This is a genomic window from Amycolatopsis sp. DSM 110486, assembly GCF_019468465.1.
Taxonomy (GTDB): Bacteria; Actinomycetota; Actinomycetes; order Mycobacteriales; family Pseudonocardiaceae; genus Amycolatopsis.
This window is the reverse complement of sequence record NZ_CP080519.1, coordinates 2,828,001-2,849,070: the sequence shown is the minus strand read 5'-3', so window position 1 is coordinate 2,849,070 and position 21,070 is coordinate 2,828,001. Positions and strand designations below refer to the sequence as shown.

General features: G+C 69.8%; 23 protein-coding genes and 1 riboswitch. Of the genes, 9 read left to right on the top strand and 14 right to left on the bottom strand.

Annotated elements, in window-relative coordinates; all coding sequences use genetic code 11:
- The first annotated feature begins 52 nt into the window (after positions 1–52).
- Positions 53–484, top strand: a complete 432-nt coding sequence (locus K1T34_RS13910) for a MarR family winged helix-turn-helix transcriptional regulator (RefSeq protein ID WP_220244679.1) — start codon at positions 53–55, stop codon at positions 482–484.
- A gap of 123 nt (positions 485–607) precedes the next feature.
- Here K1T34_RS13910 and K1T34_RS13905 read toward each other — a convergent pair whose 3' ends face one another.
- From K1T34_RS13905 to thiD (K1T34_RS13895), 3 genes are all read right to left on the bottom strand, one after another.
- The gene (locus K1T34_RS13905; RefSeq protein WP_220244678.1) at positions 608–1,171 is read right to left on the bottom strand and encodes a dihydrofolate reductase family protein; all 564 of its coding nucleotides are present in this window, start codon (positions 1,169–1,171) and stop codon (positions 608–610) included.
- A gap of 166 nt (positions 1,172–1,337) precedes the next feature.
- Entirely contained in the window at positions 1,338–2,441 is a 1,104-nt protein-coding gene (locus K1T34_RS13900; RefSeq protein WP_370643822.1) for an ISAs1 family transposase, read from the bottom strand.
- A 519-nt stretch (positions 2,442–2,960) separates the two neighbouring features.
- Positions 2,961–3,794, bottom strand: coding sequence for a bifunctional hydroxymethylpyrimidine kinase/phosphomethylpyrimidine kinase (thiD, locus tag K1T34_RS13895; RefSeq protein WP_220244677.1), 834 nt, complete (start codon positions 3,792–3,794; stop codon positions 2,961–2,963).
- A 113-nt stretch (positions 3,795–3,907) separates the two neighbouring features.
- Here thiD (K1T34_RS13895) and K1T34_RS13890 point away from each other — a divergent pair, with 113 nt between their 5' ends.
- Positions 3,908–4,927, top strand: a complete 1,020-nt coding sequence (locus K1T34_RS13890; RefSeq protein WP_220244676.1) for a phosphatidylinositol-specific phospholipase C domain-containing protein — start codon at positions 3,908–3,910, stop codon at positions 4,925–4,927.
- 62 nt (positions 4,928–4,989) lie between these two features.
- Here the strand turns inward: K1T34_RS13890 and K1T34_RS13885 are convergent, their stop codons facing one another.
- The gene (locus K1T34_RS13885) at positions 4,990–5,913 is read right to left on the bottom strand and encodes an NADP-dependent oxidoreductase (RefSeq protein WP_220244675.1); all 924 of its coding nucleotides are present in this window, start codon (positions 5,911–5,913) and stop codon (positions 4,990–4,992) included.
- A gap of 91 nt (positions 5,914–6,004) precedes the next feature.
- On the opposite strand from K1T34_RS13885, the gene K1T34_RS13880 reads away from it, so the two are divergent.
- A complete protein-coding gene (locus K1T34_RS13880) occupies positions 6,005–6,400 on the top strand; it encodes a helix-turn-helix domain-containing protein (RefSeq protein WP_220244674.1) in 396 nt (131 codons plus the stop codon).
- A 55-nt stretch (positions 6,401–6,455) separates the two neighbouring features.
- Here the strand turns inward: K1T34_RS13880 and K1T34_RS13875 are convergent, their stop codons facing one another.
- The 4 genes from K1T34_RS13875 to K1T34_RS13860 all read right to left on the bottom strand — a co-directional run bounded on the left by K1T34_RS13875 (position 6,456) and on the right by K1T34_RS13860 (position 10,643).
- Positions 6,456–6,668 (bottom strand): hypothetical protein, encoded by a 213-nt coding sequence (locus tag K1T34_RS13875; RefSeq protein WP_220247898.1) that lies wholly within the window; start codon positions 6,666–6,668, stop codon positions 6,456–6,458.
- 17 nt (positions 6,669–6,685) lie between these two features.
- Positions 6,686–7,504, bottom strand: coding sequence for a bifunctional hydroxymethylpyrimidine kinase/phosphomethylpyrimidine kinase (gene thiD / locus K1T34_RS13870; RefSeq protein WP_220244673.1), 819 nt, complete (start codon positions 7,502–7,504; stop codon positions 6,686–6,688).
- A 27-nt stretch (positions 7,505–7,531) separates the two neighbouring features.
- Positions 7,532–9,175 (bottom strand): phosphomethylpyrimidine synthase ThiC, encoded by a 1,644-nt coding sequence (thiC, locus tag K1T34_RS13865; RefSeq protein WP_220244672.1) that lies wholly within the window; start codon positions 9,173–9,175, stop codon positions 7,532–7,534.
- Positions 9,169–9,300, bottom strand: a riboswitch (TPP riboswitch). It overlaps the preceding gene by 7 nt.
- A 773-nt stretch (positions 9,301–10,073) precedes the next feature.
- A complete protein-coding gene (locus tag K1T34_RS13860; RefSeq protein WP_220244671.1) occupies positions 10,074–10,643 on the bottom strand; it encodes a peptide deformylase in 570 nt (189 codons plus the stop codon).
- Between the two features lie 139 nt (positions 10,644–10,782).
- Here K1T34_RS13860 and K1T34_RS13855 point away from each other — a divergent pair, with 139 nt between their 5' ends.
- Together K1T34_RS13855 and K1T34_RS13850 are read left to right on the top strand one after the other, a co-directional pair.
- The gene (locus tag K1T34_RS13855; RefSeq protein ID WP_220244670.1) at positions 10,783–11,091 is read left to right on the top strand and encodes a DUF3263 domain-containing protein; all 309 of its coding nucleotides are present in this window, start codon (positions 10,783–10,785) and stop codon (positions 11,089–11,091) included.
- Complete coding sequence (locus K1T34_RS13850; protein ID WP_220244669.1) at positions 11,088–11,765, top strand: LytR C-terminal domain-containing protein; 678 nt, start codon at positions 11,088–11,090, stop codon at positions 11,763–11,765. The genes K1T34_RS13855 and K1T34_RS13850 overlap by 4 nt, the downstream gene beginning before the upstream one ends.
- A 46-nt stretch (positions 11,766–11,811) precedes the next feature.
- Here K1T34_RS13850 and K1T34_RS13845 read toward each other — a convergent pair whose 3' ends face one another.
- Entirely contained in the window at positions 11,812–14,091 is a 2,280-nt protein-coding gene (locus K1T34_RS13845) for an AAA family ATPase (RefSeq protein ID WP_220244668.1), read from the bottom strand.
- A 5-nt stretch (positions 14,092–14,096) separates the two neighbouring features.
- Positions 14,097–14,720, bottom strand: a complete 624-nt coding sequence (locus tag K1T34_RS13840; protein ID WP_220244667.1) for a nitroreductase family protein — start codon at positions 14,718–14,720, stop codon at positions 14,097–14,099.
- A 74-nt stretch (positions 14,721–14,794) separates the two neighbouring features.
- Between K1T34_RS13840 and K1T34_RS13835 the strand changes: the two genes are divergently transcribed.
- The gene (locus tag K1T34_RS13835) at positions 14,795–15,430 is read left to right on the top strand and encodes a TetR/AcrR family transcriptional regulator C-terminal domain-containing protein (RefSeq protein ID WP_255638499.1); all 636 of its coding nucleotides are present in this window, start codon (positions 14,795–14,797) and stop codon (positions 15,428–15,430) included.
- Positions 15,431–15,440: 10 nt separating this feature from the next.
- Here K1T34_RS13835 and pssA read toward each other — a convergent pair whose 3' ends face one another.
- Positions 15,441–16,439, bottom strand: a complete 999-nt coding sequence (gene pssA / locus K1T34_RS13830) for a CDP-diacylglycerol--serine O-phosphatidyltransferase (RefSeq protein ID WP_220244666.1) — start codon at positions 16,437–16,439, stop codon at positions 15,441–15,443.
- A gap of 4 nt (positions 16,440–16,443) precedes the next feature.
- Positions 16,444–17,157 (bottom strand): phosphatidylserine decarboxylase, encoded by a 714-nt coding sequence (locus K1T34_RS13825; RefSeq protein ID WP_220244665.1) that lies wholly within the window; start codon positions 17,155–17,157, stop codon positions 16,444–16,446.
- A gap of 250 nt (positions 17,158–17,407) precedes the next feature.
- Here K1T34_RS13825 and K1T34_RS13820 point away from each other — a divergent pair, with 250 nt between their 5' ends.
- Positions 17,408–17,584 (top strand): hypothetical protein, encoded by a 177-nt coding sequence (locus tag K1T34_RS13820; protein WP_220244664.1) that lies wholly within the window; start codon positions 17,408–17,410, stop codon positions 17,582–17,584.
- A gap of 66 nt (positions 17,585–17,650) precedes the next feature.
- Here K1T34_RS13820 and K1T34_RS13815 read toward each other — a convergent pair whose 3' ends face one another.
- Positions 17,651–17,971 carry a GlsB/YeaQ/YmgE family stress response membrane protein gene (locus K1T34_RS13815; RefSeq protein ID WP_220244663.1) on the bottom strand — a complete coding sequence of 107 codons (321 nt, stop codon included), beginning with the start codon at positions 17,969–17,971 and terminating at the stop codon, positions 17,651–17,653.
- Between the two features lie 76 nt (positions 17,972–18,047).
- On the opposite strand from K1T34_RS13815, the gene K1T34_RS13810 reads away from it, so the two are divergent.
- Together K1T34_RS13810 and K1T34_RS13805 are read left to right on the top strand one after the other, a co-directional pair.
- On the top strand, positions 18,048–18,614 hold the full coding sequence (locus tag K1T34_RS13810; RefSeq protein ID WP_255638498.1) for a helix-turn-helix transcriptional regulator: 567 nt from the start codon (positions 18,048–18,050) through the stop codon (positions 18,612–18,614).
- Positions 18,614–19,903: an MFS transporter gene (locus tag K1T34_RS13805; RefSeq protein WP_370643821.1), complete on the top strand. Its 1,290-nt coding sequence runs from the start codon at positions 18,614–18,616 to the stop codon at positions 19,901–19,903. The genes K1T34_RS13810 and K1T34_RS13805 overlap by 1 nt, the downstream gene beginning before the upstream one ends.
- On the opposite strand, the gene glp is transcribed toward K1T34_RS13805, so the two are convergent.
- On the bottom strand, positions 19,818–21,023 hold the full coding sequence (gene glp, locus K1T34_RS13800) for a gephyrin-like molybdotransferase Glp (RefSeq protein WP_220244662.1): 1,206 nt from the start codon (positions 21,021–21,023) through the stop codon (positions 19,818–19,820). The two genes, K1T34_RS13805 and glp, sit on opposite strands and share 86 nt — an antisense overlap.
- Between the last annotated feature and the right edge of the window lie 47 nt (positions 21,024–21,070).

Here is a 21,070-nt window from a genome sequence, read left to right as displayed (position 1 = left end):
GACACCTTTCCGGCGCAAAGGCGGCGGGCAACAGCGGTAGGAGGAGCCAGCCGTGACTCTATCCTCGGTCCAGGACGTCTCGGGCAGGTTGTACCTGGCCGTGGGGCGGCTGTCGCGCTCGTTGCGGCAGGCGGGGGTCCCCGGGCCCGGCCACGGCGCGATCTCGGCCCTTGCCACGCTCGTTCACTTCGGTCAGCTGCGCCTCGGTGACCTCGCCGCGAAGGAGGGCGTCGCGGCGGCCACGATGTCGCGCATAATCGCCACCCTCGTCGAGGCGGGCTACGTCACGCGCGAATCCGACCCCGTCGACCGCCGCGCCTGGCTCGCCCGCGCGACGGAGGAGGGCGAGCGGCTCGTGTCCGGCGTGCGGTCCACGCGCGTGCAGGAGCTGAACCGCCGCCTCGACAAGCTGAGCCCGGAATACCGCGAAGCCCTCACGATCGCGTTGCCGGCCCTGGAGGCCCTGATCTCCGACGACAGCTAGGGCGCGTCTCCTGAATGCGTGTCCAGGTGATACACGCTGACAGGACGACGGCGGCTCGGTCGGTGATGGCGCATCATGCCGTGATCTCGCGGATGAGTTCTGACCCGCGCAGCGGAATCGCGCTCAACGCCTCTCGTACCTGGTCAGGACCACCCCACCGGGAAACGTGCGTGTCTCCACCAGGTTCAGGTTCACCCAGCTGTCAAGCGTGGTGAAGAACGGCGTGCCGCCACCCACCAGGACCGGATGGGTGACGATCTCGTACTCATCGACCAGCCCAGCCCGCATGGCCGCCCCGGCCAGCGTTGCACCACCGACCCTCATCGGCCCGCCGTCCTCGGCCTTGAGCCGGGTGATCTCGGCGATCGCGTCGCCAGTCACCATGCGGGTGTTCCAGTCGACCTTGTCGATCGTCGTGGAGGAGAACAGCACCTTCGGCGTGTCCCGCCAGTTCCGCGCGAACGCGATCTCCGCCGGAGTGGCGCCCGGCTGTTGGTCACCTGTCGGCCAGTAGGAACTCATCGTCTCCCACAGCCTGCGCCCGTACAGGAACAGGTCGATCGCCTGCTCCTGCTCGAGCCACCACTGGAACAGCTCGTCACTCGGCCCGCTCCAGCCAAGGTCGCCGCCGGCCGCGGCGATGTAGCCGTCCAGGCTCAGGTTCATACCGTAGATCAGTTTCCGCATGACGCCATCCTTCCGTCGGTCGGCCTTAGGCGTACAGACCGGCGCGACGCCGGGGTTCTCATCGGTGCGAGCTCTCGGCCCGCAGAACTGCTGCTGCGCCGCCGCCCGGAAAGACAACGTGCCCCCGCCCTCCCAAGGCAGGGTTCCGGCAAAGTCGTTGTGGTGTTTAGGGGTGGATGCCGAGCAGGGTGAGTGGGCGGGTGGTGTCTCGGGTCATGTGGCGTAGTCCTGCGGCGATGTTGGTCCAGCCTGTGTGGCGGAGTGCGCTGGTGGCGAGGTTGCGGAGGGTGGCCATGACGCGGGGTGCGGTGCCGGTGCGGGCTCGGGATGCGTCTTCTTGGTAGGTGACGTCGCGGGTCCAGTGGAGTTTGTTTTCGATGTGCCAGTGGTTGCGGACGTAGGCTCCGATGTGGGCAGGGTGGGCCCAGGTGGCGGTGATGTTGGTGATGCCCAGGGCGGTGTGGGCGGTGTGTTTTCCGCTGGTGTGGTGGGTGGTGTAGCGCTCGATGAGGAACGCGTGGGTGGCGTGGGGGAAATCGATCGCGGGGTAGTCGAGGAAGTCACCGAGGGGCGCGAGCTGGGTGGTGCGGCGTTCGCTGCGGCCGTGTCCGCGTTCTTCGGTGACGTGGGTGGGGATGTCGTGCCAGGGCAGGGTGTAGAGGCGCTGCTGGTTCTGTTTGACGGTGAATACGTAGTAGGCGCCGCGGGCGTGGAGGTAGCGGGCGTGGGCGGTGGTGGTGTGCAGGGCGTCGGCGGTGACGACCCGCCCGGTCAGGCCGATGGTGTCCAGCAGTGTGGGGAACCAGGTGATTTCGCTGGCCCCGGCCGGGACTTGGCGTTGCCCGAGCACGATGGCGTTGTCGTGGGTGATGGCGGCGAGCAGGTGCACTCCGGCGCCGCCGGTGCGGGCGAAGGTGCCGCGCAGGGATTTCCCGTCCACCGCGATCGCCGGTGGCAGGGTGTCGGGGCCGGGCTGGGCGGGATCGTGGTCGGCCAGCCAGGCACTGATCACGTCGTCGAGGATGTCGCCGTCGAGGCGGCCGGCCACTCGTCGCAGCGTGGCTTCATCCGGTGCCACATACCGGTCCGCGCGTGAATCGAAGCGTGTTCCCAGTAGCGCCAGCACGTGTTGCGGTGCGTCGGCGGCCCATTCCCCGATCGCGGTGAACGATCGTGCCCCGGCCGCCACCGCAACCGCGGTCAGCGCCAGAATCGATTCGATTGAATGCCGCACCCCCCGCCGATGCCGCGGGTCCGGCACCCTGGCCAGGTGTTTGCGCAGGTCACCCGGCCATCCAGGAGCAGCGTCCACCGTGATGAGCGGGGTCAGACGATCAAACACAGCAGGGATCAGGCACGATGACGCAGCGGGCACGGCTCTCTCACACGATCATGGGACCTAGACAATCACATGATCACCAAGAGCCGTGCCCGCCCTGCACCCAGGCCACAAGACTTTGCCGGAACCCTGGCCCTCCCAAGGGGGGCGTCCCTGTTCCAGTCTACCGAGGTCAGCGGCCCGAAAACGGGGTTCGGTGAATCTGTGGACAACCTCGGGACGGGTGTTTCGGCTGTGGACAAATCAGCGGTTTGGCGGCAAGCGCGCCCGATGATGTGGTAGTCGGCAATTCCCTAGCGAGCCAATCCCGCGATCCTTTCGGCGCCGACGCGAGTTCCGCTCGGCCTGCGAAGTCTTCGGCACTGGCGCGCTCCGCTGGGCCGGTGAAGTCGAATCCGGCTTCACCGGCAACGGCTCCAACGGCGCCGACACCATCGCCGCGGCAACCGGCTAACGGTCCTCCGGCGCGAGCCGCCAGAACGCCGACACCGGCCCCACCTTCGCCCCCATCGGGTACGAGTGTTCGACCGCGTGCGACACGAACCACTTGCCGTAGCGCGCGGCCTCGACGACCGACATCCCCTTCGCCAGCCCGGCCGTCAGCGCCGACGCCATGGTGTCGCCCGCGCCGTGCGTGTGCGGGGTGTTGAAGCGCGGGCCGGGCAGCTCCACGAACGTCGAGCCGTCGAAGAGCAGGTCGACGCACTCCGGGTCGGACACGAGGTGGCCGCTCTTCACGAGCACGTACTTCGGGCCCAGCCGGTGCAGCGCCACGGCCGCGGTGTGCATGCCTTCGCGGTCGGTCACGGTCAGGCCGGTCAGCAAGCGCACCTCGTCGAGGTTCGGCGTCAGCACGGTCGCGCGCGGCAGCAGCTCCTCGCGCAGCGCGGAGAGCCCGTCGGCGTCGAAGAGCGGGTGACCGGTCATCGACGCCGCCACCGGGTCCACCACGAACGGCACCTCGTGATCGCGCCCGATGCCCGCGTTGTCGCAAGCCGTCGCCACGGCGTGGATGATCTGCGCCGACGCGAGCATGCCCGTTTTCGCCGCGCCCACACCCATGTCCGACGCGACGGCCTCGATCTGGCCGGCGACGACGTGCGGCGGGATGTCCGCGCGATCGTGGACTCCCAACGTGTTCTGCACCGTCACGGCCGTCACGGCGACGAGTCCGTGCACCCCACAAGTGAGGAATGTCCGCAAATCGGCCTGGAGTCCGGCTGCGCCACCGGAGTCGGAACCGGCGATGGTCAACGCCGACGGCGGGCTCGGGTTTTCAGTCATGGGCACTTTCCGACTTCTGGTCTAGTCCATTTGGTCAGCTGTCCTTCATCCACAGTCCATCACGGTGGCACAGTGTGAGTGCCATCGCACTATCGGTGGGTGAAGGGGTCAGGATGAAACTCGCTTCAGTGGTCGTGGCGGTCGGCGCGCTCGTCGCCACGTCGTTGTCCGGGGCAGCCGTGGCGAACGCGGACAGCCCGAAGCTCTCGCACGTGACCACGGTCGGCGTGCACAACACCTACGACCCGGCCGCGTACCCGTTCCTCGCTCAGGCGCTGGACAACGGCTCGTCGCTGATCGAGCTCGACGTGTGGCCGGACTTCATCACGCACGAGTGGAAGGTGAGCCACTCGAACCCGTTGGGCAACAGCAACAACTGCGTCGCCGCGTCGACGACCGCCGATCTCTACAAGGGCGGGACGAACAAGAACCTCGAGTACTGCCTCGACGACATCCGCATCTGGCTCGCGGCCCACCCGGACCACACGCCGCTCACGCTGAAGCTCGAGATGAAGACCGGTTTCTCGGACAACACCGGCATGGGCCCGGACGAGCTCGACGCGGCGTTCCGCGCCCACCTCGGCAGCGCCGTCTTCAAGCCGGCCGACCTGCTCGGCAGCTACGCGACGCTGGACGACGCGGCCAAGGCGGACAACTGGCCGAGCGTGGACGCCTTGCACGGCAAGGTGCTGACCGAGATCATCCCGGGCACGGTGGAGGAGCAGAACCCCACCGACACCCTGCACACCGACGTCGAATACGCGAACTACCTGCTGGCGCAGAAGAACGCGGGCAAGCTCGGTGACGTCCAGATCTTCCCGACCGTGCACGGCGCCGTCGGCGGCGACCCGCGTGACAAGTACGCGGCCAACCTCAAGCCGTGGTTCGTGGTCTTCGACGGCGACGCCAACGCGTGGGTCACGCAGACCGGCCCGTGGTGGTACGACGCCAACCACTACTACGTGGTGATGACCGACGGCCAGAACGTCGCCCCGGCCATCGACGACCACAACCCGACCGTCGACCAGGCCAACCAGCGCGTGGCCGAGCTGGCGGCGCAGCACGCGTCCGTGGTCACGTCCGACTGGACGGGCCTGACCACGGTGCTGCCGCAGGTTGTCGCGCGCGGCTGAGTTCCACCCTAGAAAGTCCACAGTGGCCCCTCGTTGGCGCGAGGGGCCACTGTGCGTCCACATCAGACGGTGAGCACCAGCTTCCCGGTGACTCGGCCGCCCTCGCCCACCTCGTGGGCCTTCGCCGCGTCTTCGAGCGGGAACGTCTGGTCCACGTGCACCTTCAGCCGGCCGGCTTCGACGAGCTCCACCAGCCCGAGCAGCCCGACGCGGTCGGGCTCCACGAGGATCGGCGCCGTCTGCACGCCCAGCTTGGCCGCCTCCTCCTGTGCCCGCGCCCCGACACCGCCGGGCACGCTGACGAGCAGGCCGCCCGGCCTGAGCGACGGCAGCCAGCGCAGGTCGCTGTCCTCGCCGACGAGCCCGAGCACGACGTCAAGATCCGCCGGCGCCGCGTTCTCATCGCGGTAATCAATCGGCTCGTCCACGCCCAGGGACCGCAGGAAATCGTGCTTCGCCGCGCTGGCCGTGCCGAGCACGTATGCACCGCGCGCCTTCGCGATCTGCACGGCGAGGTGTCCAACGCCGCCGGCGGCCGCGTCCACGAGCACCCGCTGTCCACTCCGGACTTCCGCCACATCCACCAACGCCTGCCACGCCGTGAGCCCCGCCAGGGGCAACCCGGCCGCCTCCGCGTGCGACAGCCCGGCCGGCTTGCGCACGAACTGGTGCGATGGCGCAGTCACGTACTCCGCGTAGGCCGCGGCCTCGCGCGGGAACCACGGCATGCCGAGCACCTCGTCGCCCTGCTTCACCCCGGTGGCCCCGAAACCCACCTCTTCGACGACGCCGGACACGTCCCAGCCCAGCGTGTACGGCGGCTCGCCCAGGAACACCTGGTGCGCCCGCGTCTTCCAGTCGACGGGGTTGACGCCGGCGGCGTGCACGCGCACCAGTACCTCGGTCGGGCCCGGCGCCGGACGGTCGGTTTCGGTCACCCGCAGCACCTCCGGGCCGCCGAATTCCCGCTGGGTCACCACGCGCATCTCGGATCTCTCCTTCTGGTCGGTTGTCCCCTATGCTCGGCCCCGTAGTCACTTTTCGCCAGAAGGCACTTCCCGGTAAAGTAGGTACCTGATGGAAACCACCTGTGACCAGGACGGATCCTGGGACGTCTACCTGAAGAGCTGTCCCTGCCGCGACGTACTCGACCTGCTCGCGAACAAGTGGACGGCCCTCGTGCTCGGCGTGCTGGAGCAGCGGCCGCACCGCTTCGGCGAGCTGCGCCGCGCCGTCGGCGGCATCAGCCAGAAGATGCTCACGCAGAACCTGCGTAACCTCGAACGCGATGGTTTCGTCAGCCGCAAGGTCTTCCCGACCACTCCGCCGACGGTGGAGTACGCGCTCACCCCGATGGGCGCGGAGGTCAGCGCACACCTGGTGGCGCTGAGCACGTGGTCGCAGTCGAACTTCGACCGGATCCGCGACGCGCGCAGCACCTACGACACGCGCTCGCTCGAACCCGTGAACTGATCCCGCGCGGTACAGGAGTTTTCCTCCCGTACCGCACGGAACGTCCAGTTCGGACTCAGGTGAAGCGCGGCGGTGGCTTCAGCACGCTCTTGCGGTAGTCGGTCACCGCACGCGATTCGGCGATGCCCGGTTTGGGGTCCAGGCCCCATTTCCGGATCACTTTGAGGGCCGCGGCCGGTTTGTTGGCCGAGACCAGCTGGTCGACCTCGAACTGCAGGTCCAAAGGCATCTGGGCCCACAGTGCGCGGGCGGCGGCGTCGTCGGTCACGGGTCCAGTGTGGCCGGTCAGTCGGCCAGCCGCCAGAACGGGGACACCGGACCCACCCCGGCGCCGAGCGGATAAGCCTCGGCGACGCAGCGTTCGATGAACTGCTTCGCCTCGGTCACGGCCGTCGGCACGTCGGCGCCCTTGGCGAGCGACGACGTGATGGCCGAGGCCATCGTGTCGCCGCCGCCGTGGGTGTTGTCGGTGTGGATGCGCACGCCGCTGAGCTCCAGCACGTCCGTTCCGTCGGTCAGCAGGTCCACGCAGTCCTCGGCTTCGTGGAGGTGCCCGCCCTTCACGAGCACCCATCGTGAGCCGAACTCCAGCAACGCCTCGGCCGCCGCGCGCTGGGTTTCCGCGCCGGTGACCGTGATGCCGGTGAGCAGCCGCACCTCGTCGAGGTTCGGCGTGATCAGCGTGGCGCGCGGGAAGAGCTCCGTGCGGATGGCTTCCAGCGCCTCCTCGCGCAGCAGCGCGTGGCCGGTCATCGACGCGGCCACCGGGTCGACGACGAACGGCGTGTCCGTGTCGCGTCCGATGTGGACCTCGTCGAGCGTCTTCGCCACGGCCTGGATGATGCCGGCCGTCGCGAGCATGCCGGTCTTGGCCGCGTTCACGCCCATGTCGCCGGCCACGGCCTTGATCTGCGCCGTGACGACGTCGACCGGGATCTCGGTGAAGCCCTGCACGCCGAGGGAGTTCTGCACTGTGACGGCCGTGAGCGCGACGAGCCCGTGGACGCCGTGGGCGAAGAACGTACGCAGGTCGGCCTGCACACCCGCACCACCGCCGGAGTCGGATCCGGCGATGGTGAGGGCGGTGCGGGGTGTTTCAGTCATGACTACTGCCTCTAATAGCGGGTGGAACTACTGCCCGACGACCGGGAGGTAGACCTTGTTGCCCTGCTCGCCGAACTCGGCCGACTTCTCCGCCATGCCGGCCTCGATGGCCTCCACAGTGGACAGCCCGTGCTCCTCGGCGTACTTGCGCACGTCGTGGGTGATCCGCATCGAGCAGAACTTCGGGCCGCACATCGAGCAGAAGTGCGCGGTCTTCGCCGGCTCCGCGGGCAGCGTCTCGTCGTGGTACGAGCGCGCGGTGTCGGGGTCGAGCGCCAGGTTGAACTGGTCGTTCCAGCGGAACTCGAAGCGGGCCTTGGACAGTTCGTCGTCCCACTCGTGTGCGTGGGGGTGGCCCTTGGCGAGGTCGGCGGAGTGGGCGGCGATCTTGTAGGTGATCACGCCGGTCTTCACGTCGTCGCGGTTGGGCAGGCCGAGGTGCTCCTTCGGTGTGACGTAGCACAGCATCGCCGTGCCGTACCAGCCGATCTGCGCCGCGCCGATGGCCGAGGTGATGTGGTCGTACGCCGGTGCGATGTCCGTCGCGAGTGGTCCGAGGGTGTAGAACGGCGCCTCGCCGGTGAGCTGTTCCTCCAGCTCCACGTTCTCCTTGATCTTGTGCATCGGCACGTGGCCGGGGCCCTCGATCATCACCTGCACGTCGTGCTCACGCGCGATGTGCGTGAGCTCACCGAGGGTCTCGAGCTCGGCGAACTGCGCGCGGTCGTTGGCGTCGGCGATCGAGCCGGGGCGCAGGCCGTCGCCGAGGGAGAACGTGACGTCGTACTTGCGCAGGATCGCGCAGAGTTCCTCGAAGTTCGTGTACAGGAAGGATTCCTGGTGGTGCGCGAGGCACCACGCGGCCATGATCGAGCCGCCGCGGCTCACGATTCCGGTCACGCGCCGGGCGGTGAGGGGGATGTAGCGCAGCAGCACTCCCGCGTGGACGGTGACGTAGTCCACACCCTGCTCGCACTGCTCGATGATCGTGTCGCGGTAGACCTCCCACGACAGCTTCTCCGGCTCCCCGTCGACCTTCTCCAGCGCCTGGTAGATCGGCACGGTGCCCACGGGCACGGGGGAGTTGCGGACGATCCACTCGCGCGTCTCGTGGATGCGCTTGCCGGTGGACAGGTCCATGATCGTGTCGGCACCCCAGCGGGTGGCCCACACCATCTTGTCGACCTCTTCCTCCACTGAGGACCAGACGGCCGAGTTGCCCATGTTCGCGTTGATCTTCACCAGGAACTTCTTGCCGATGATCATCGGCTCGCTCTCCGGGTGCTTGCGGTTGGCGGGGATCACCGCCCGCCCGCGCGCGACCTCGTCGCGCACGAACTCAGGTGAGCACCGCTCGCGCGCGGCGATGAACTCCATCTCGCGCGTGATCACGCCCGCTTTCGCCCAGCCGAGCTGGGTGTTGTGCGCGCGGCCGTCGGCCCAGCCCGTGCGCAGCGGGTGAAGTCCATTGTGGACGTCGATCTTCGCGTCCGGGTCGGTGTACGGCCCGGACGTGTCGTACACGTCGAAGTGCTCACCGTTCGACAGGTCGATGCGCCGCGCCGGAACCCGCAGGCCCGATTCGGTGCGGTGGTAGACCTTGTGCGAACCGGTGATCGGCCCCGTGGTCACGGAAGGCGTGATGGCAGGCTCGTTCTCCAGCGTCGTCAACGACGTTCACTCCCTACGCCGGCATTACCCGGTCAGGTTCATGCGGTCGGCGGCACCGGGTGTCCACAGACAGACACCAGCCGCCCTCTCAGCCCGCCAAGGCGCGAGCTCCCGCGTTGGTTATGAGGTTGTCCCTCGACCATGCCACGGCGGATCATGCGAGCACAAGCCACCCCCGCGTCCGGTGTGTTCTTCACCGGATCGGAGCATCCGGCCGACAGGCGGTCACATGACCGTCACCTGCGCCGACTTCGGGGCGCCTCGTGAGGAAAGTTCTGCTCGCCGGACTGGTGGCGGTGTTGGCGATGAGCGCGGCCCGGTTCCGGTTCCTTAGCGGTCAAGAGGCCCCAGGCCACCGCTCTCCGTGGATTCCGCGCGATTCCGCCGACTACTCCCGCGGCCGGCGCGATTACCTGTCCACCGTTGCGCACGGCTCCGTCTTCATTGACGAGCCCACGCCCCCGATCGTGCTCACCGTCTCGCCGGCCCACAACCGCCGGAAATCGCGGCCAAGCCGCCTGTGTCCTCAGTAACTCACCTTGGGAAAGCCCCCACCCATCCTCGGGGGAACGGCCCTTGGCCAGTCTACCGCTCCCCACCGACAAAATAATCTCCGAAGCCGAGTTGTCCACAGCGAAGCCGAGTTGTGGACAACAACAGAAAACCCGCCCCCCGCAACAAAAAACGCGCCGGCGCAACACCGATCACGGCTGCGCAGGAAAGCCTCGGGCGAAAAAGAGAACCGTCGTCGTTCGGTGCCTTCGTCAGACACCATGCCGGATCAGGTCTGGGATAAAACCCCGCCGTCGTGCGCGAGCATTTCCTCGGCCGCTGACCCGCTGAAACGACGAATCTCCCGGCCCTAACCCGGGACCGGGAGACTCGTCGACAAAGAAACTCAGGCTTCGGCCGGCTCGTCCTTCGGCGGCAGCCAGCTCAACCCCGGCACGCCCCATTTGTTCTTCTTCAGCATCTTCTTCGCCGCCCGCGCGTGGCGGCCCACCAGGCGATCGAGGTACAGGTACCCGTCGAGGTGGTCCGTCTCGTGCTGCAGGCAGCGGGCGAAGTAGCCGGTGCCCTCGACGGTGATCGGCTCACCCGTCACGTCGAAACCGGTCACGCGCGCCCACGACGCGCGGCCGGTGGGGTAGGACTCGCCGGGGACCGAGAGGCAGCCCTCCCAGTCGTCGTCCGGGTCCGGCATGGTCTCGGGGACCTCGGACGTCTCCAGCTTGGGGTTCACCACCAGGCCGCGGTGTTCGACGCCCTCGTCGTCGGGGCAGTCGTAGACGAACAGGCGCAGGTCGAGGCCGATCTGGTTGGCCGCGAGGCCGACGCCTTCGGCGGCGTACATCGTCTCGAACATGTCCTCGGTCAGCGTGCGCAGCTGCTCGTCGAACTCCGTGACCTCACGGGTCGGCTGGTGCAGCACGGGATCGCCGGCGATGCGGATGGGGTGGACGGTCACGAGCAGCGAGTTTAGTCGGACCCGTCTGATACACCTGGATCGGACCGTGACGCGCCGCGCCGGATGCCCATGTCGAGCCTGGGTTCCGTGGTTGAATGGCGCCCGCGGAAGGACAGCCGAAACCGATTGCGAGGACCGCATGGACGCCGCGGAGTCGATGGCTGGAGAGCAGCCGTCGCCGCCGGAGATTGTGGGCGGCCTGACCGAGCGTGAGGTGGAGATCCTCGCGTTCGAACGTCAGTGGTGGCGGCACGCCGGTGCCAAGGAGAACGCCATCCGGGAACGGTTCTCGCTGTCCTCGACCCGTTACTACCAGCTGTTGAACACACTGCTGGAAAAGCCTGAGGCCATGGCGGCCGACCCGATGCTGGTGAAGCGGCTGCGCAAGACGCGCGCCGCCCGGCAGCGCAAGCGCGGCGCCAGGCGGCTGGGGATCGAACTGTCATGAGCATCTTCTCGGGACTGTCCCGGCCCATGCGGGCCGCGGGCGTCGCGCTCATCGGCGTCGCCGTGATCGCCGCGATCGTCGGCGGCGTCACCGCGCTGTCGGGTAATGGATCGAGCGACAACAACGCCGGGCCCACCAGCTCGAGCGGGTCGCCTTCGTCGTCGCAGCCGGCGCCGGGCTCGTCGTCCTCGGCGGCGCCGCCTTCGTCTTCGGCCCCGTCTTCACCGGCTTCGTCGGCACCTTCGGCGCCGCCGGCCGGCCAGTCGGGGCAGCCGAGCCAGCCTGGTCAGCCCAGCGGACAGCCGGGCCAGCCCGGCCAACCTGGCCGGCCCGGTGGTCAGCCGGGGCAGCCGGGCAACGACCAGCAGGCGTCCAACAAGTGGGTGACCGTGCGGGTCTACAACAACTCCACGATCCCGCACCTCGCCGAGCAGGCCGCCGACGACTTCCGCGCGTCGGGCTGGAACGTGCCCGAGGTCGGCAACTACCCGCAGGGAGTGATCCCGCACACCACGGCCTACTTCCGGCCGGGCACCGACGAGGAGGCCGCGGCGAAGCAGCTGGCCGCCGAGTTCGGGTTCCAGGCCCAGCCGCGGTTCGACGGCATCCAGAACTCGAGCCCGGGCGTGATAGTGATCATCACGAAGGACTACCAGAGCCCAAAGGGCAGCTGACCAGCGAAAACAACGGGCCCCACCGCGAAGGTGGGGTCCGTTTTCGTCAGCGTTCCTGCTGCGCCTGCGCGTACGCCTGCAGCGTCGCCAGCTGCGCCGGGTCCAGCGACGGCCGCACGACCTCGCGTGCTTTCGCCAGGTGGGCGGCGGTGACCACGTGTGCCTCGAGTGACTCGCGCATCGCCGTGAGCGCAGCCTCGCGGATGAGCGCGGCGCAGTCGGCGGCGGAGTAACCGTCCAGGGTGGACGCGATGGCCGCCAGATCCACATCGGACGCCAGCGGCGTGTTCTTCGACGTCGCCTTCAGGATCGCGGTGCGCGACTCGGCGTCGGGCGGCGGCACGTAGATGCGCCGCTCCAGCCGGCCCGGCCGCAGCAGCGCCGGGTCCACGAGTTCGGGCCGGTTCGTGGCGCCCAGCACCACGACCTCGCGCATCGGCTCCACGCCGTCGAGCTCCGTGAGCAGCGCGGCGACCACTCGGTCGGCCACCCCGGAGTCGGACGACTGCCCGCGTCGCGGCGCCAGCGCGTCGATCTCGTCCAGGAAGATCAGCGACGGCGCGGCGTCGGCGGCTCGCCGGAACAGGTCGCGCACGGCCCGCTCCGACTCGCCGACCCACTTGTCCAGCAGTTCGGCGCCCTTGATCGCGAACACGTTGAGCGCGCCCGTGCCGGCCAGTGCGCGCACGAGGAACGTCTTGCCGCCGCCGGGCGGGCCGTACAGCAGCACGCCCCGCGGCGGGTCGATGCCCAGGCGGGCGAAGGAATCCGGGTAGCGCAGCGGCCACAGCACCGTCTCAGTGAGGGCCTGCTTGACGTCCACCATGTTGCCCACGTCGTCGAGCGTCAGCCCGCCCGTGGCCAGGTTGTCCGAAGTGGACAGCGAGATCGGCCGGACGGTGGCGAGCGCGTCGAGCAGGTCGTGCTCCGAGATCCGCGGCTCGGCGACGTCACGCTGGCGAAGCGCGGCCCGCAGCGCGGCGTCGCGGCGCAGGGCGATGAGGTCGGCGGCGACGAACCCGGGCGTCTTCTCGGCGAGCACGCCCAGGTCGGCGCCCGGTTCCACGGGCACGTCACGCAGCAGGATCCGCAGCAGCTCCACCCGGGTTTTCGCGTCGGGCAGCGGCAGGCCGAGCTCGCGATCGAGCAGGTCGGCGGTGCGCAGCCGCGGGTCCACGGACTCGGCGCGCTGCGTCGTCGCCACCACGGCGATGCCCTCGCGGCGCATGGCCGCGCGCAGTTCTTCCAGGACGACGGTGGCCACCGGTGGCGGCTGCGTGGCGGGCAGGAGCGCGTCGACGTCGTTGATCAGCAGAACCCCGGGCCCGTCGCCGTCGGCAGCACGGGTCACGGCCTCGCGCAGGCGGGCGTGGGCCGTGTTCGGCTCCAGCACGGCGATGTTGGGCGCGACCAGCGACACCACGCGCACCTTCTCGGCCTGCGCGACGGACCGCACCAGCGTCGCCTTGCCGACACCCTCCGGCCCGGACAGCAGCACGCCCAGGTGCGCCGACGTGCCCAGCCGCTCGAGCAGCTCCGGCCGCCGGAACGCCAGGTCGAACCACTCGGCGAGCTTGCGCGCGGCCCCTTCCGCGCCGACCAGATCGGCGACGGGTGGGATCGGTTCCGCGAGCTCTTCCGGCTTCGTCTCCTCGACGACCTCCGCGTCGAGGTAGTCCTCGGCCGCCGTCACCGCCGTGCTGCGGACGAGGGCCGTCGCGCTGCGCGTGGGGACGGTGTCGGTCGGCGTCTCGCCCGTGCGGGCGCCGTCGCGCCAGCTGACCACAGTGGACGGTCCCACCACGACCACGCCCGCAGGCTCCGTGGCGGTGACGGTGAGCAGCTCGTTGGTCCACGTCGCGCCGATCGCGCGCGACAGCTGCCCGCGCACGGCCGCGACGTCCGAACCCGGCGCCGGTGCGAGGTCCTGCGGGAGCAGCGAAACGGCGTCGCCCCGCGTGAGCACCTTTCCGGTGAGCGCGAGCCGCAGCGTCTGCGGCGGCACGGACACGCTGGCCAGCCGCGAACCGGAGACCGTCACCGTCTTCGCAGCCGCGACGTCGGCCGGCGTCACCACGATCTCGGACCCCTCGGACACGCCGAGGTTCGACATCGTGACGTCGTCGGTCAGCACCACCCCCGGCGTGCCCTCCTCGGCCGGCGCGGCGAGCGCGGCGCTGCGGCGGGCGCCGGTGAGGTGCACGGCGTCCCAGGCGCGCAGGCCCAGCGCGTCGAGCACCTCGGGGTGCATCCGCACGACTCCGCGCCGGGAATCCAGCGCGGACGGCGTGTGCCTGACGGTCAGCGTGATCTGCGGGTCGCTCACGCCGTTCACCCTAGCGACGCGGACCCCGCCCAGGCGTCGAACGACAGGATCTCGCCCACCGGTGGTCGCGCGGCGGGGGAGAACTCACGCTGCGTCGAGTGCGCCACGGCGATGAGGCCGACCTGAGTGACGTCGGCCGGGATCCCCAGCAGGCGTGCGACGTCCGGCTCGTGGCCGGCGAGGTGGTAGCTGCACAGCGAGCTCGCGAGGCCGCGCGTGCGCAGCGCGAGCTGGAAGCTCCAGATCGCGGGGTAGATCGAGCCGTAGAACGACGACTGCTCCGCGGCCGACGCCGGCGGCCGGCCCGGCATGCACGGCAGCACCAGCGCCGGCACGCGGTCGAGGTTGTCCACGAGGTGGCGGGCGGAGGCGAACATGCTCGTGTCGGCCAGGTGCGCGTAGTGCTGCCACACCTCGTGCGCGGCCTTCCTGGTGATCGCCGCGACCTCGGCGCGCAGCTCCAGGTCCAGCACCGCGACCCAGCGCTGCGCCTTCAGCAGCCCACCGGCGGCGGGCGCCTGCTGGGCGATGCGCAGGCAGTCTTCGATCACCGCGGGGTCGACCGGACGGTCGAGGTCCAGCTTGCGGCGGACGGACCGGGTGGTGGTGAGCAGTGTTTTGGCGTCCATGGCGTCCCTCCAGATCGATACTTACAACGTAAGCGTACACCGTAAGTACTTACGCCGTAAGCTACGATTCGGCCGTGGTGCGCGAAACCCTGACGCGGGAAAAGGTCCTCGACGAGGCGCTGGCCCTGGTGGACGCCGACGGCATGGGCGCGCTGTCGATGCGCAAGCTCGCGGCTCGCCTCGGCGTCGAGGCGATGTCGCTCTACAACCACGTAAAGAACAAAGGTGACCTGCTCGACGGGCTCACCGCGCGCGTCTTCGAGTCCGTGCCGCTGCCGGTGCCGTCGTGGAGCTGGGAAATCCGCGTCCGCCGGCTCGCCGAGGGCCTCTACACGGCGTTCACGCGGCACCCGGCCGTGGTGCGCGCGCTGGCGGCCGAGGAGGCGAACCCGCGCTCGCCCGGTGCGTTGCGCGTGATCGACGCCCTGCTGGGCGCGCTGCTCGACGCCGGGCTCGACGAGGAGGCCGCCGCCCGCGGCTACCGGTCGTTGATGGGACTCACGTTCGGCGCGGCGCTGGCCGACTCCGTCGCCGGGGGCGTCGCCCAGCGGGACGAGCCCGTCGGCGACTGGTTCAGCCGCATGGTCACGCCGGAGGAACTGCCGAACCTGTACCGCGTGCTGCCGTCACTGGCGGACGTCGACTGCGTGCAGGACTTCCACGACCAGCTCGACCTGCTGCTCACCGGCCTGCGCGCGGCGGCCCGCTAGGCGACCGGCGTCAGCGGCGCCGGATCCCGATCCGCCGCCAGCTGCGGCGGCGCTGGTTCGGGCCGGAAGTCGAGTTCGAGCTCGAATTGCCGGTGCCCGAGTGGTCCCGGTCCCGCAACGCTCGCGTCGCCCGCACGAAGTCCGAGCTGTTGCGCGGCAGCCGCACCGCGCGCATCGCCGCGCCCGCGACCCGGCGAGACGCCGGACGCAGCCGTAGGCGCCGCTGCGAACGCGCACGGCGGATGGCGCGGCGTTCGCGCGGCGGGACCGTCCACGCCTCGGGGTGCGCGGCGAGCCAACGGTTCCGGTACACCGCGTACGGGATGTGAAGCAGGTACAGCACCAGCGCGATGGCCAGCGCCACCAACGGGAACTGGATGATCGCGGCGGCCAGCAGGCCGACGCCCACCAGCAGAGGCGCGATGGCCCTGGCGGGCACCTTGACGGTCTTCAGCGACAACGTCGGGATACGGCTGATCAGCAGCGCGGCGACGGCGATCGTCCAGGCGATCACCACGTACTGCTCGGACCACCAGCCCTCGCCCCACTGCAGCGTCGCGATGAGCGGCAGCATGGCGACGAGGCCGCCGGCCGGCGCGGGCACGCCGACGAAGAATTCCCCCGCGTACGGCGGCTTGTCGGTGACGTCGAGCAGGGTGTTGAAGCGAGCGAGGCGCAGGATCATGCAGACGGCGAAGATCAGCGAAGCCACCCAGCCGATGCGGTCGCCGTGCGACTGCCACACGTACAGCACCAGCGCCGGCGCCACGCCGAACGAGATGCCGTCGGACAGCGAGTCGAGCTCGGCGCCCATCTTCGACGTGGCGTCGAGCAGGCGCGCGATGCGCCCGTCGAGGCTGTCGAGCACCGCCGCGATGCCGATGGCCGCGATGGCCATGGCGTAGTTGCCCGTGAGCGCGAACTGCACGGACGACAGCCCGGCGCACAGCGCCAGCACCGTGATGGCGTTCGGCAGCAGCCGAATGCTCGGGGTGGTCACGCGGACCATGAGATCAGCCTTCTGCCAGTGCCGGGAGTTCGGCGATCACCGTCTCGCCGCCGACCGTGCGCTGGCCCTTCTCGACGAGCACGCGGCTGCCGGGCGGCAGGTAGAGGTCGACACGGGAGCCGAACCGGATGATGCCGTAGGTGGCACCCGCGGCCACCTTGTCGCCCTCGTGGATCTCGCACAGGATGCGGCGCGCGACGAGGCCGGCGATCTGCACGACGACGAGCTCGTGGCCGTCGACGGTGCGCATGAGCACGGAGTTGCGCTCGTTGTCCTCGCTCGCCTTGTCCAGGTCCGCGGAGAGGAACTTGCCCGGCCGGTAGGCCACCTTCTCGATGACGCCGGGGGCCGGGATCCGCTGGACGTGCACGTCGAACACCGACAGGAACACGCTCACGCGCATCCGCGGCTCGGCGGGCAGCCCCAGCTCGGGCGGCGGCACGGCCTCCTCGAGGAGGGACACCAGACCGTCGGCCGAGGCCACCGCGATGTTGTCCCGCTGCGGCGCGACGCGGGCGGGCTCGCGGAAGAACGCGGCGGTGGCCGCGGTCGCGAGCGCGCCGACCACACCGAGGCGCTTGGAGAACCGGCGCAGCACCAGCGTCGCCGCCAGCCCGCCGAAGACGAACGGGCGTCCGGCGGGGTGCATCGGCGGGATGGTCTCCCGCGCGAGCTGCACTGCGTGCGTGAGGGGATTGCCGGTGGGCTTGCCGCTCATGGATCGGTTCCCCGCTGTTCGTTGCGTTCGGAGGGAGAGGACGGGTTTCACGTCCGATTTGGGAATCACCACGCTACCGCCCGTCGGCGGACGGACACGTCCAGGGCCGGTGGCCGCTCCCCCGTAAGGGTTTCCCCGACGCGGGTGGGCGTGCCCACAAACCGGTAACGACTGATCGAATTCCTCGACAACTCTCAGTAGTACCCGCCGTTCGGGAGCCGTGCCCGGGCCTGAGTCCGCCGAGGAAGCGATGTCCGTACCCGATCCGCTCACCGAGCTGCTGTGCGCGTGGCGACGGGAGATCTCCGCCGCGCCCATGCCCGTGCTCGTGGACACGGCGCAGGCTGTGCGCGTGGTCCGGGAGGCGATCCGGGCGGGCCGGGTGCATGCGTCCCCCGACGACGCATGCACCCGGACGCGGAACTGATCAGTTTAGGCGGTTTCCGGGGGTTACTGACGGTTCGTGCGGAAACCGTTACAAACGGTCACCGGGTCACCTGTAGTTGTCGCGCCGGTAGTTGTCGTGCGGCCAGTCGTCGCGCCTGGACCGCCGGCCGATCGAGCTGACCAGCCGCAGCACAGCCAGCAGGACGATCGCGCCCAGGATCGCGACGCCGAAGCTCGGGAAGTCGAACTCGAAGCGCTGCTGCTCACCCGTCGCCAGTCGGTAGATGAAGCCGCCGAGAGCCGCCCCGAGCACCCCGACGAGCACGCTGACCAGGCACCCCTGCCGGCGCCGGTCCGGCCCGCCGACGACGAGGTTCGCGAGCCAGCCGACCAGCGCACCGAAGACGATCCAGGTGAAGAAGCCCATGTGGGTGAGGATACCTGGGGCGCGGTTACACAAGGGATATTGTGCAATTGTGGTTGTGCAACTACTCTTGTGGATTGTGTCTGATCCCGTTGAGGTCCAGCAGATCCGCGACTCCCACGTGCTGGCCGCGATGTCCCACCCTTTGCGTCGGCGACTCCTCGACATCCTGAAGCTCGACGGCCCCGCCACCGCTTCGATGCTGGCCGAACGCACGACTTCCGCCGTCGGCAACATCTCGCACCACCTGAAGGTCCTCTCGGCCGCCGGCCTGGTCGAAGAGGCCCCCGAACTCGCCCGCGACCGCCGCGAACGCTGGTGGCGCCGCCCTTCGCGCGCCCTGTCCTGGTCCACTTCGGACTTCGTCGGCGACCCCGTGGGCGACGCGGCCGAGGTCGTCGCGCTCGACCGGCAGGCTTCGCTGTCCCGCTCGTGGCTCTCGGACCTGGAAACGGAACCCCCCAAGTGGCGCGACGCCTGGTTCACCAACGAAACCTGGGCCCGGCTGTCGGCGGCGGAGGTGATGGAGCTGAGTTCTCGGGTCCTTGCGCTGTTCGCGGAGTACACCGAACGCCCGACCCCGGACGACGACGTCGAGCGGCGCCCGGTTTTCCTGTTCGCCCGAGGCTTTCCCGCGCAGCCGTGATTCAGGCGGTTCAGCGGCTCGGCCGGGATTTCCGGCTCTTGTGGGCCGGCGAGACGGTGAGCATGGTGGGCAGTGCCGTCGCCGGGACGGCGCTGCCGCTGGTGGCTGTCGTGGGGTTGCGGGCCTCGACGTTCGAGGTGGCGCTGCTGACCGCCGTGGCGTGGCTGCCGTGGCTGGTGGTCGGGCTGCCCGCCGGCGCGTGGGTGGACCGGGTGCGGAAGCGACCGGTGATGGTGGCCTGCAACACCGTGTCCATGCTTGTGTTCGTGAGCGTCCCGCTCGCGCAGGTGGCAGGGGTGCTCTCGGTCCCGTATCTCCTGGGAGCCGCGCTGGCTGGTGGTATCGCGAATGTGTTCTTCTCTGTCGCCTACCGCAGTTATCTTCCGGCCATTGTGGATGGTGACCAGCTACTCAAGGCCAACACCCGGCTGCTCGGCAGTGAATCGGTCGCGCAGGTCGGCGGGCCGGGGCTCGCCGGGGTGCTGGCGGCCGCGTTCGGGCCGGTGAGCGGGGTGCTCGTCGATGCGGTCAGCTTCGGCGTCTCCGCCCTGTGCCTCAAAGGTATCCGCCGAGTCGAGCCGAAACCCGTTGTCACGCAACGGGTCCGGCTGCGGACCCAGGTCGCCGACGGGATGAGGTTCGTCGCCGATGACCCGTACCTGCGGGTGCTCGTGCTCTTCGGTGCGGCGTCCAACCTCGCGCTCGACGGGTACGCCTCGATCCAAGTCGTTTTCCTCGCCCGCGACCTCGGCGCCGGGGTGGGCACGATCGGAGTGGTGCTCGCGCTGGTGGAGGTCGGCGGGGTCGTCGGGGCGCTGCTCGTAACCAGGCTGGCCGGTCGGTTCGGAACGGCGCGCGCGTTCCTGTTGTGCGAAGTGCTCGCTGCGCCGGTGATGCTCATCGGCCCGCTGGATGGCCTCACGTGCTTCGTCGTGGCCGGCATCGCCGTCACCGGAGGATTGGTCGGGTCCAATGTGCTCACCGGGACGTTTCGCCAGCGTTACTGCCCACCCGAGCTCTTCGGCCGCATCACCGCGAGCTCCGCCGTCGTCAACTACGGCACCATCCCGCTGGGCGCGTTCCTCGGCGGTGTCCTCGGCGAAGCGCTGGGTGTGCGCGAGACGATGTTCATCATGGCCGGCGTCCAGCTCGCCTCACTGGTGATCCTCCTCAAGAGCCCGCTGCGCCGCGACAGGGACTTCCCTACAGCAGCAGCACGTCCACTTCAGTCCCTTCAGCCACCTCACCAACCCCCTCCGGCAGCACGATCAGGCAGTTCGCCTGGGTGAACGCCGCCAGCAGGTGCGAGCCCGGCCCGCCCCGCGGTCCGACCACGCCGGTCACCTCGCCCTCGGTCGGCGTGTAGAAGCCGCGGCGGAACTGGCGCCGCGAGCTGGGCGACGACATCGCCTCCGAAAGCCGCGCGCGCACCCGGCGGCGGTCGACGTCCGTGTGGCCCATGGCCGACAGCAAGGCCGGCCGCAGGAAGGCCTCGAACGACACCAGCACGCTCACCGGGTTGCCCGGCAGCGTCACCACGGGCACGCCGTTCCAGTGGCCGCAGCCCTGCGGCCCGCCGGGCTGGATGGCGATCTTCTGGAACCGCACGCCCTGGCCCGTCAGCGCGTCCTTGACGACCTCGTACGCCCCGGCGCTGACGCCGCCGGAAGTGATCAGCAAGTCGGCGTCCGCGAGCTTCGGCTCGATGATCTTGCGGAACTCCTCGACGTCGTCCACCACGCTGCGCACCACGGCGACGCGGCAGCCCAACTCGCGCAGCGCGGCGGCGAGCATCACGCTGTTGGATTCGTAGATCTGCCCGTGCCGCAACGGGTTCGGGGCCTCGACGAGCTCCGTGCCGGTCGACACCACGAGCACGGACAACGGCCGGTGCACGGCCAGCTCGGCCAGCCCGACGGCCGCCGCGAGGCCCAGCTGCGAGTGGCCGAGCACGGTGCCGGCGCGCAGGGCCACCACGCCGCGCTCCACGTCCTCGCCGGTGCGCCGCACATGGTCGCCCGAGGACGCCGCCTTGGAGATCCGCACGTCGACAGTGCCGCCGTCGGTGTCCTCCACCATCACGATCGCGTCGGCACCCGGCGGCAGCGGCGCGCCCGTCATGATCCGGTGCGCGGTGCCCGGCTCCAGCGTCGCGACGTCCACGCGCCCGGCGGGGATGTCGTCGGCCATGGGCAGCGTCACGGGCGACTCGGCGCTGGCACCGGCGACGTCGGCTGCGCGCACGGCGTAGCCGTCCATCGCGGAGTTGTCGAACGGCGGCAGCGACACCCCCGCGTGCACGTCCTCGGCCAGGACGAACCCGGCGGCTTCGGCGAGGGGCAGGGTCGTCACGGGCGTGCGGCCGAGCAGCTCGGTCACGGTCTCGCGGTAGGCATCGACGGAGATCACGCGGACCATCCTCCCCCTCGCGCGCGGGCGTGCAACACTCTCCCGCG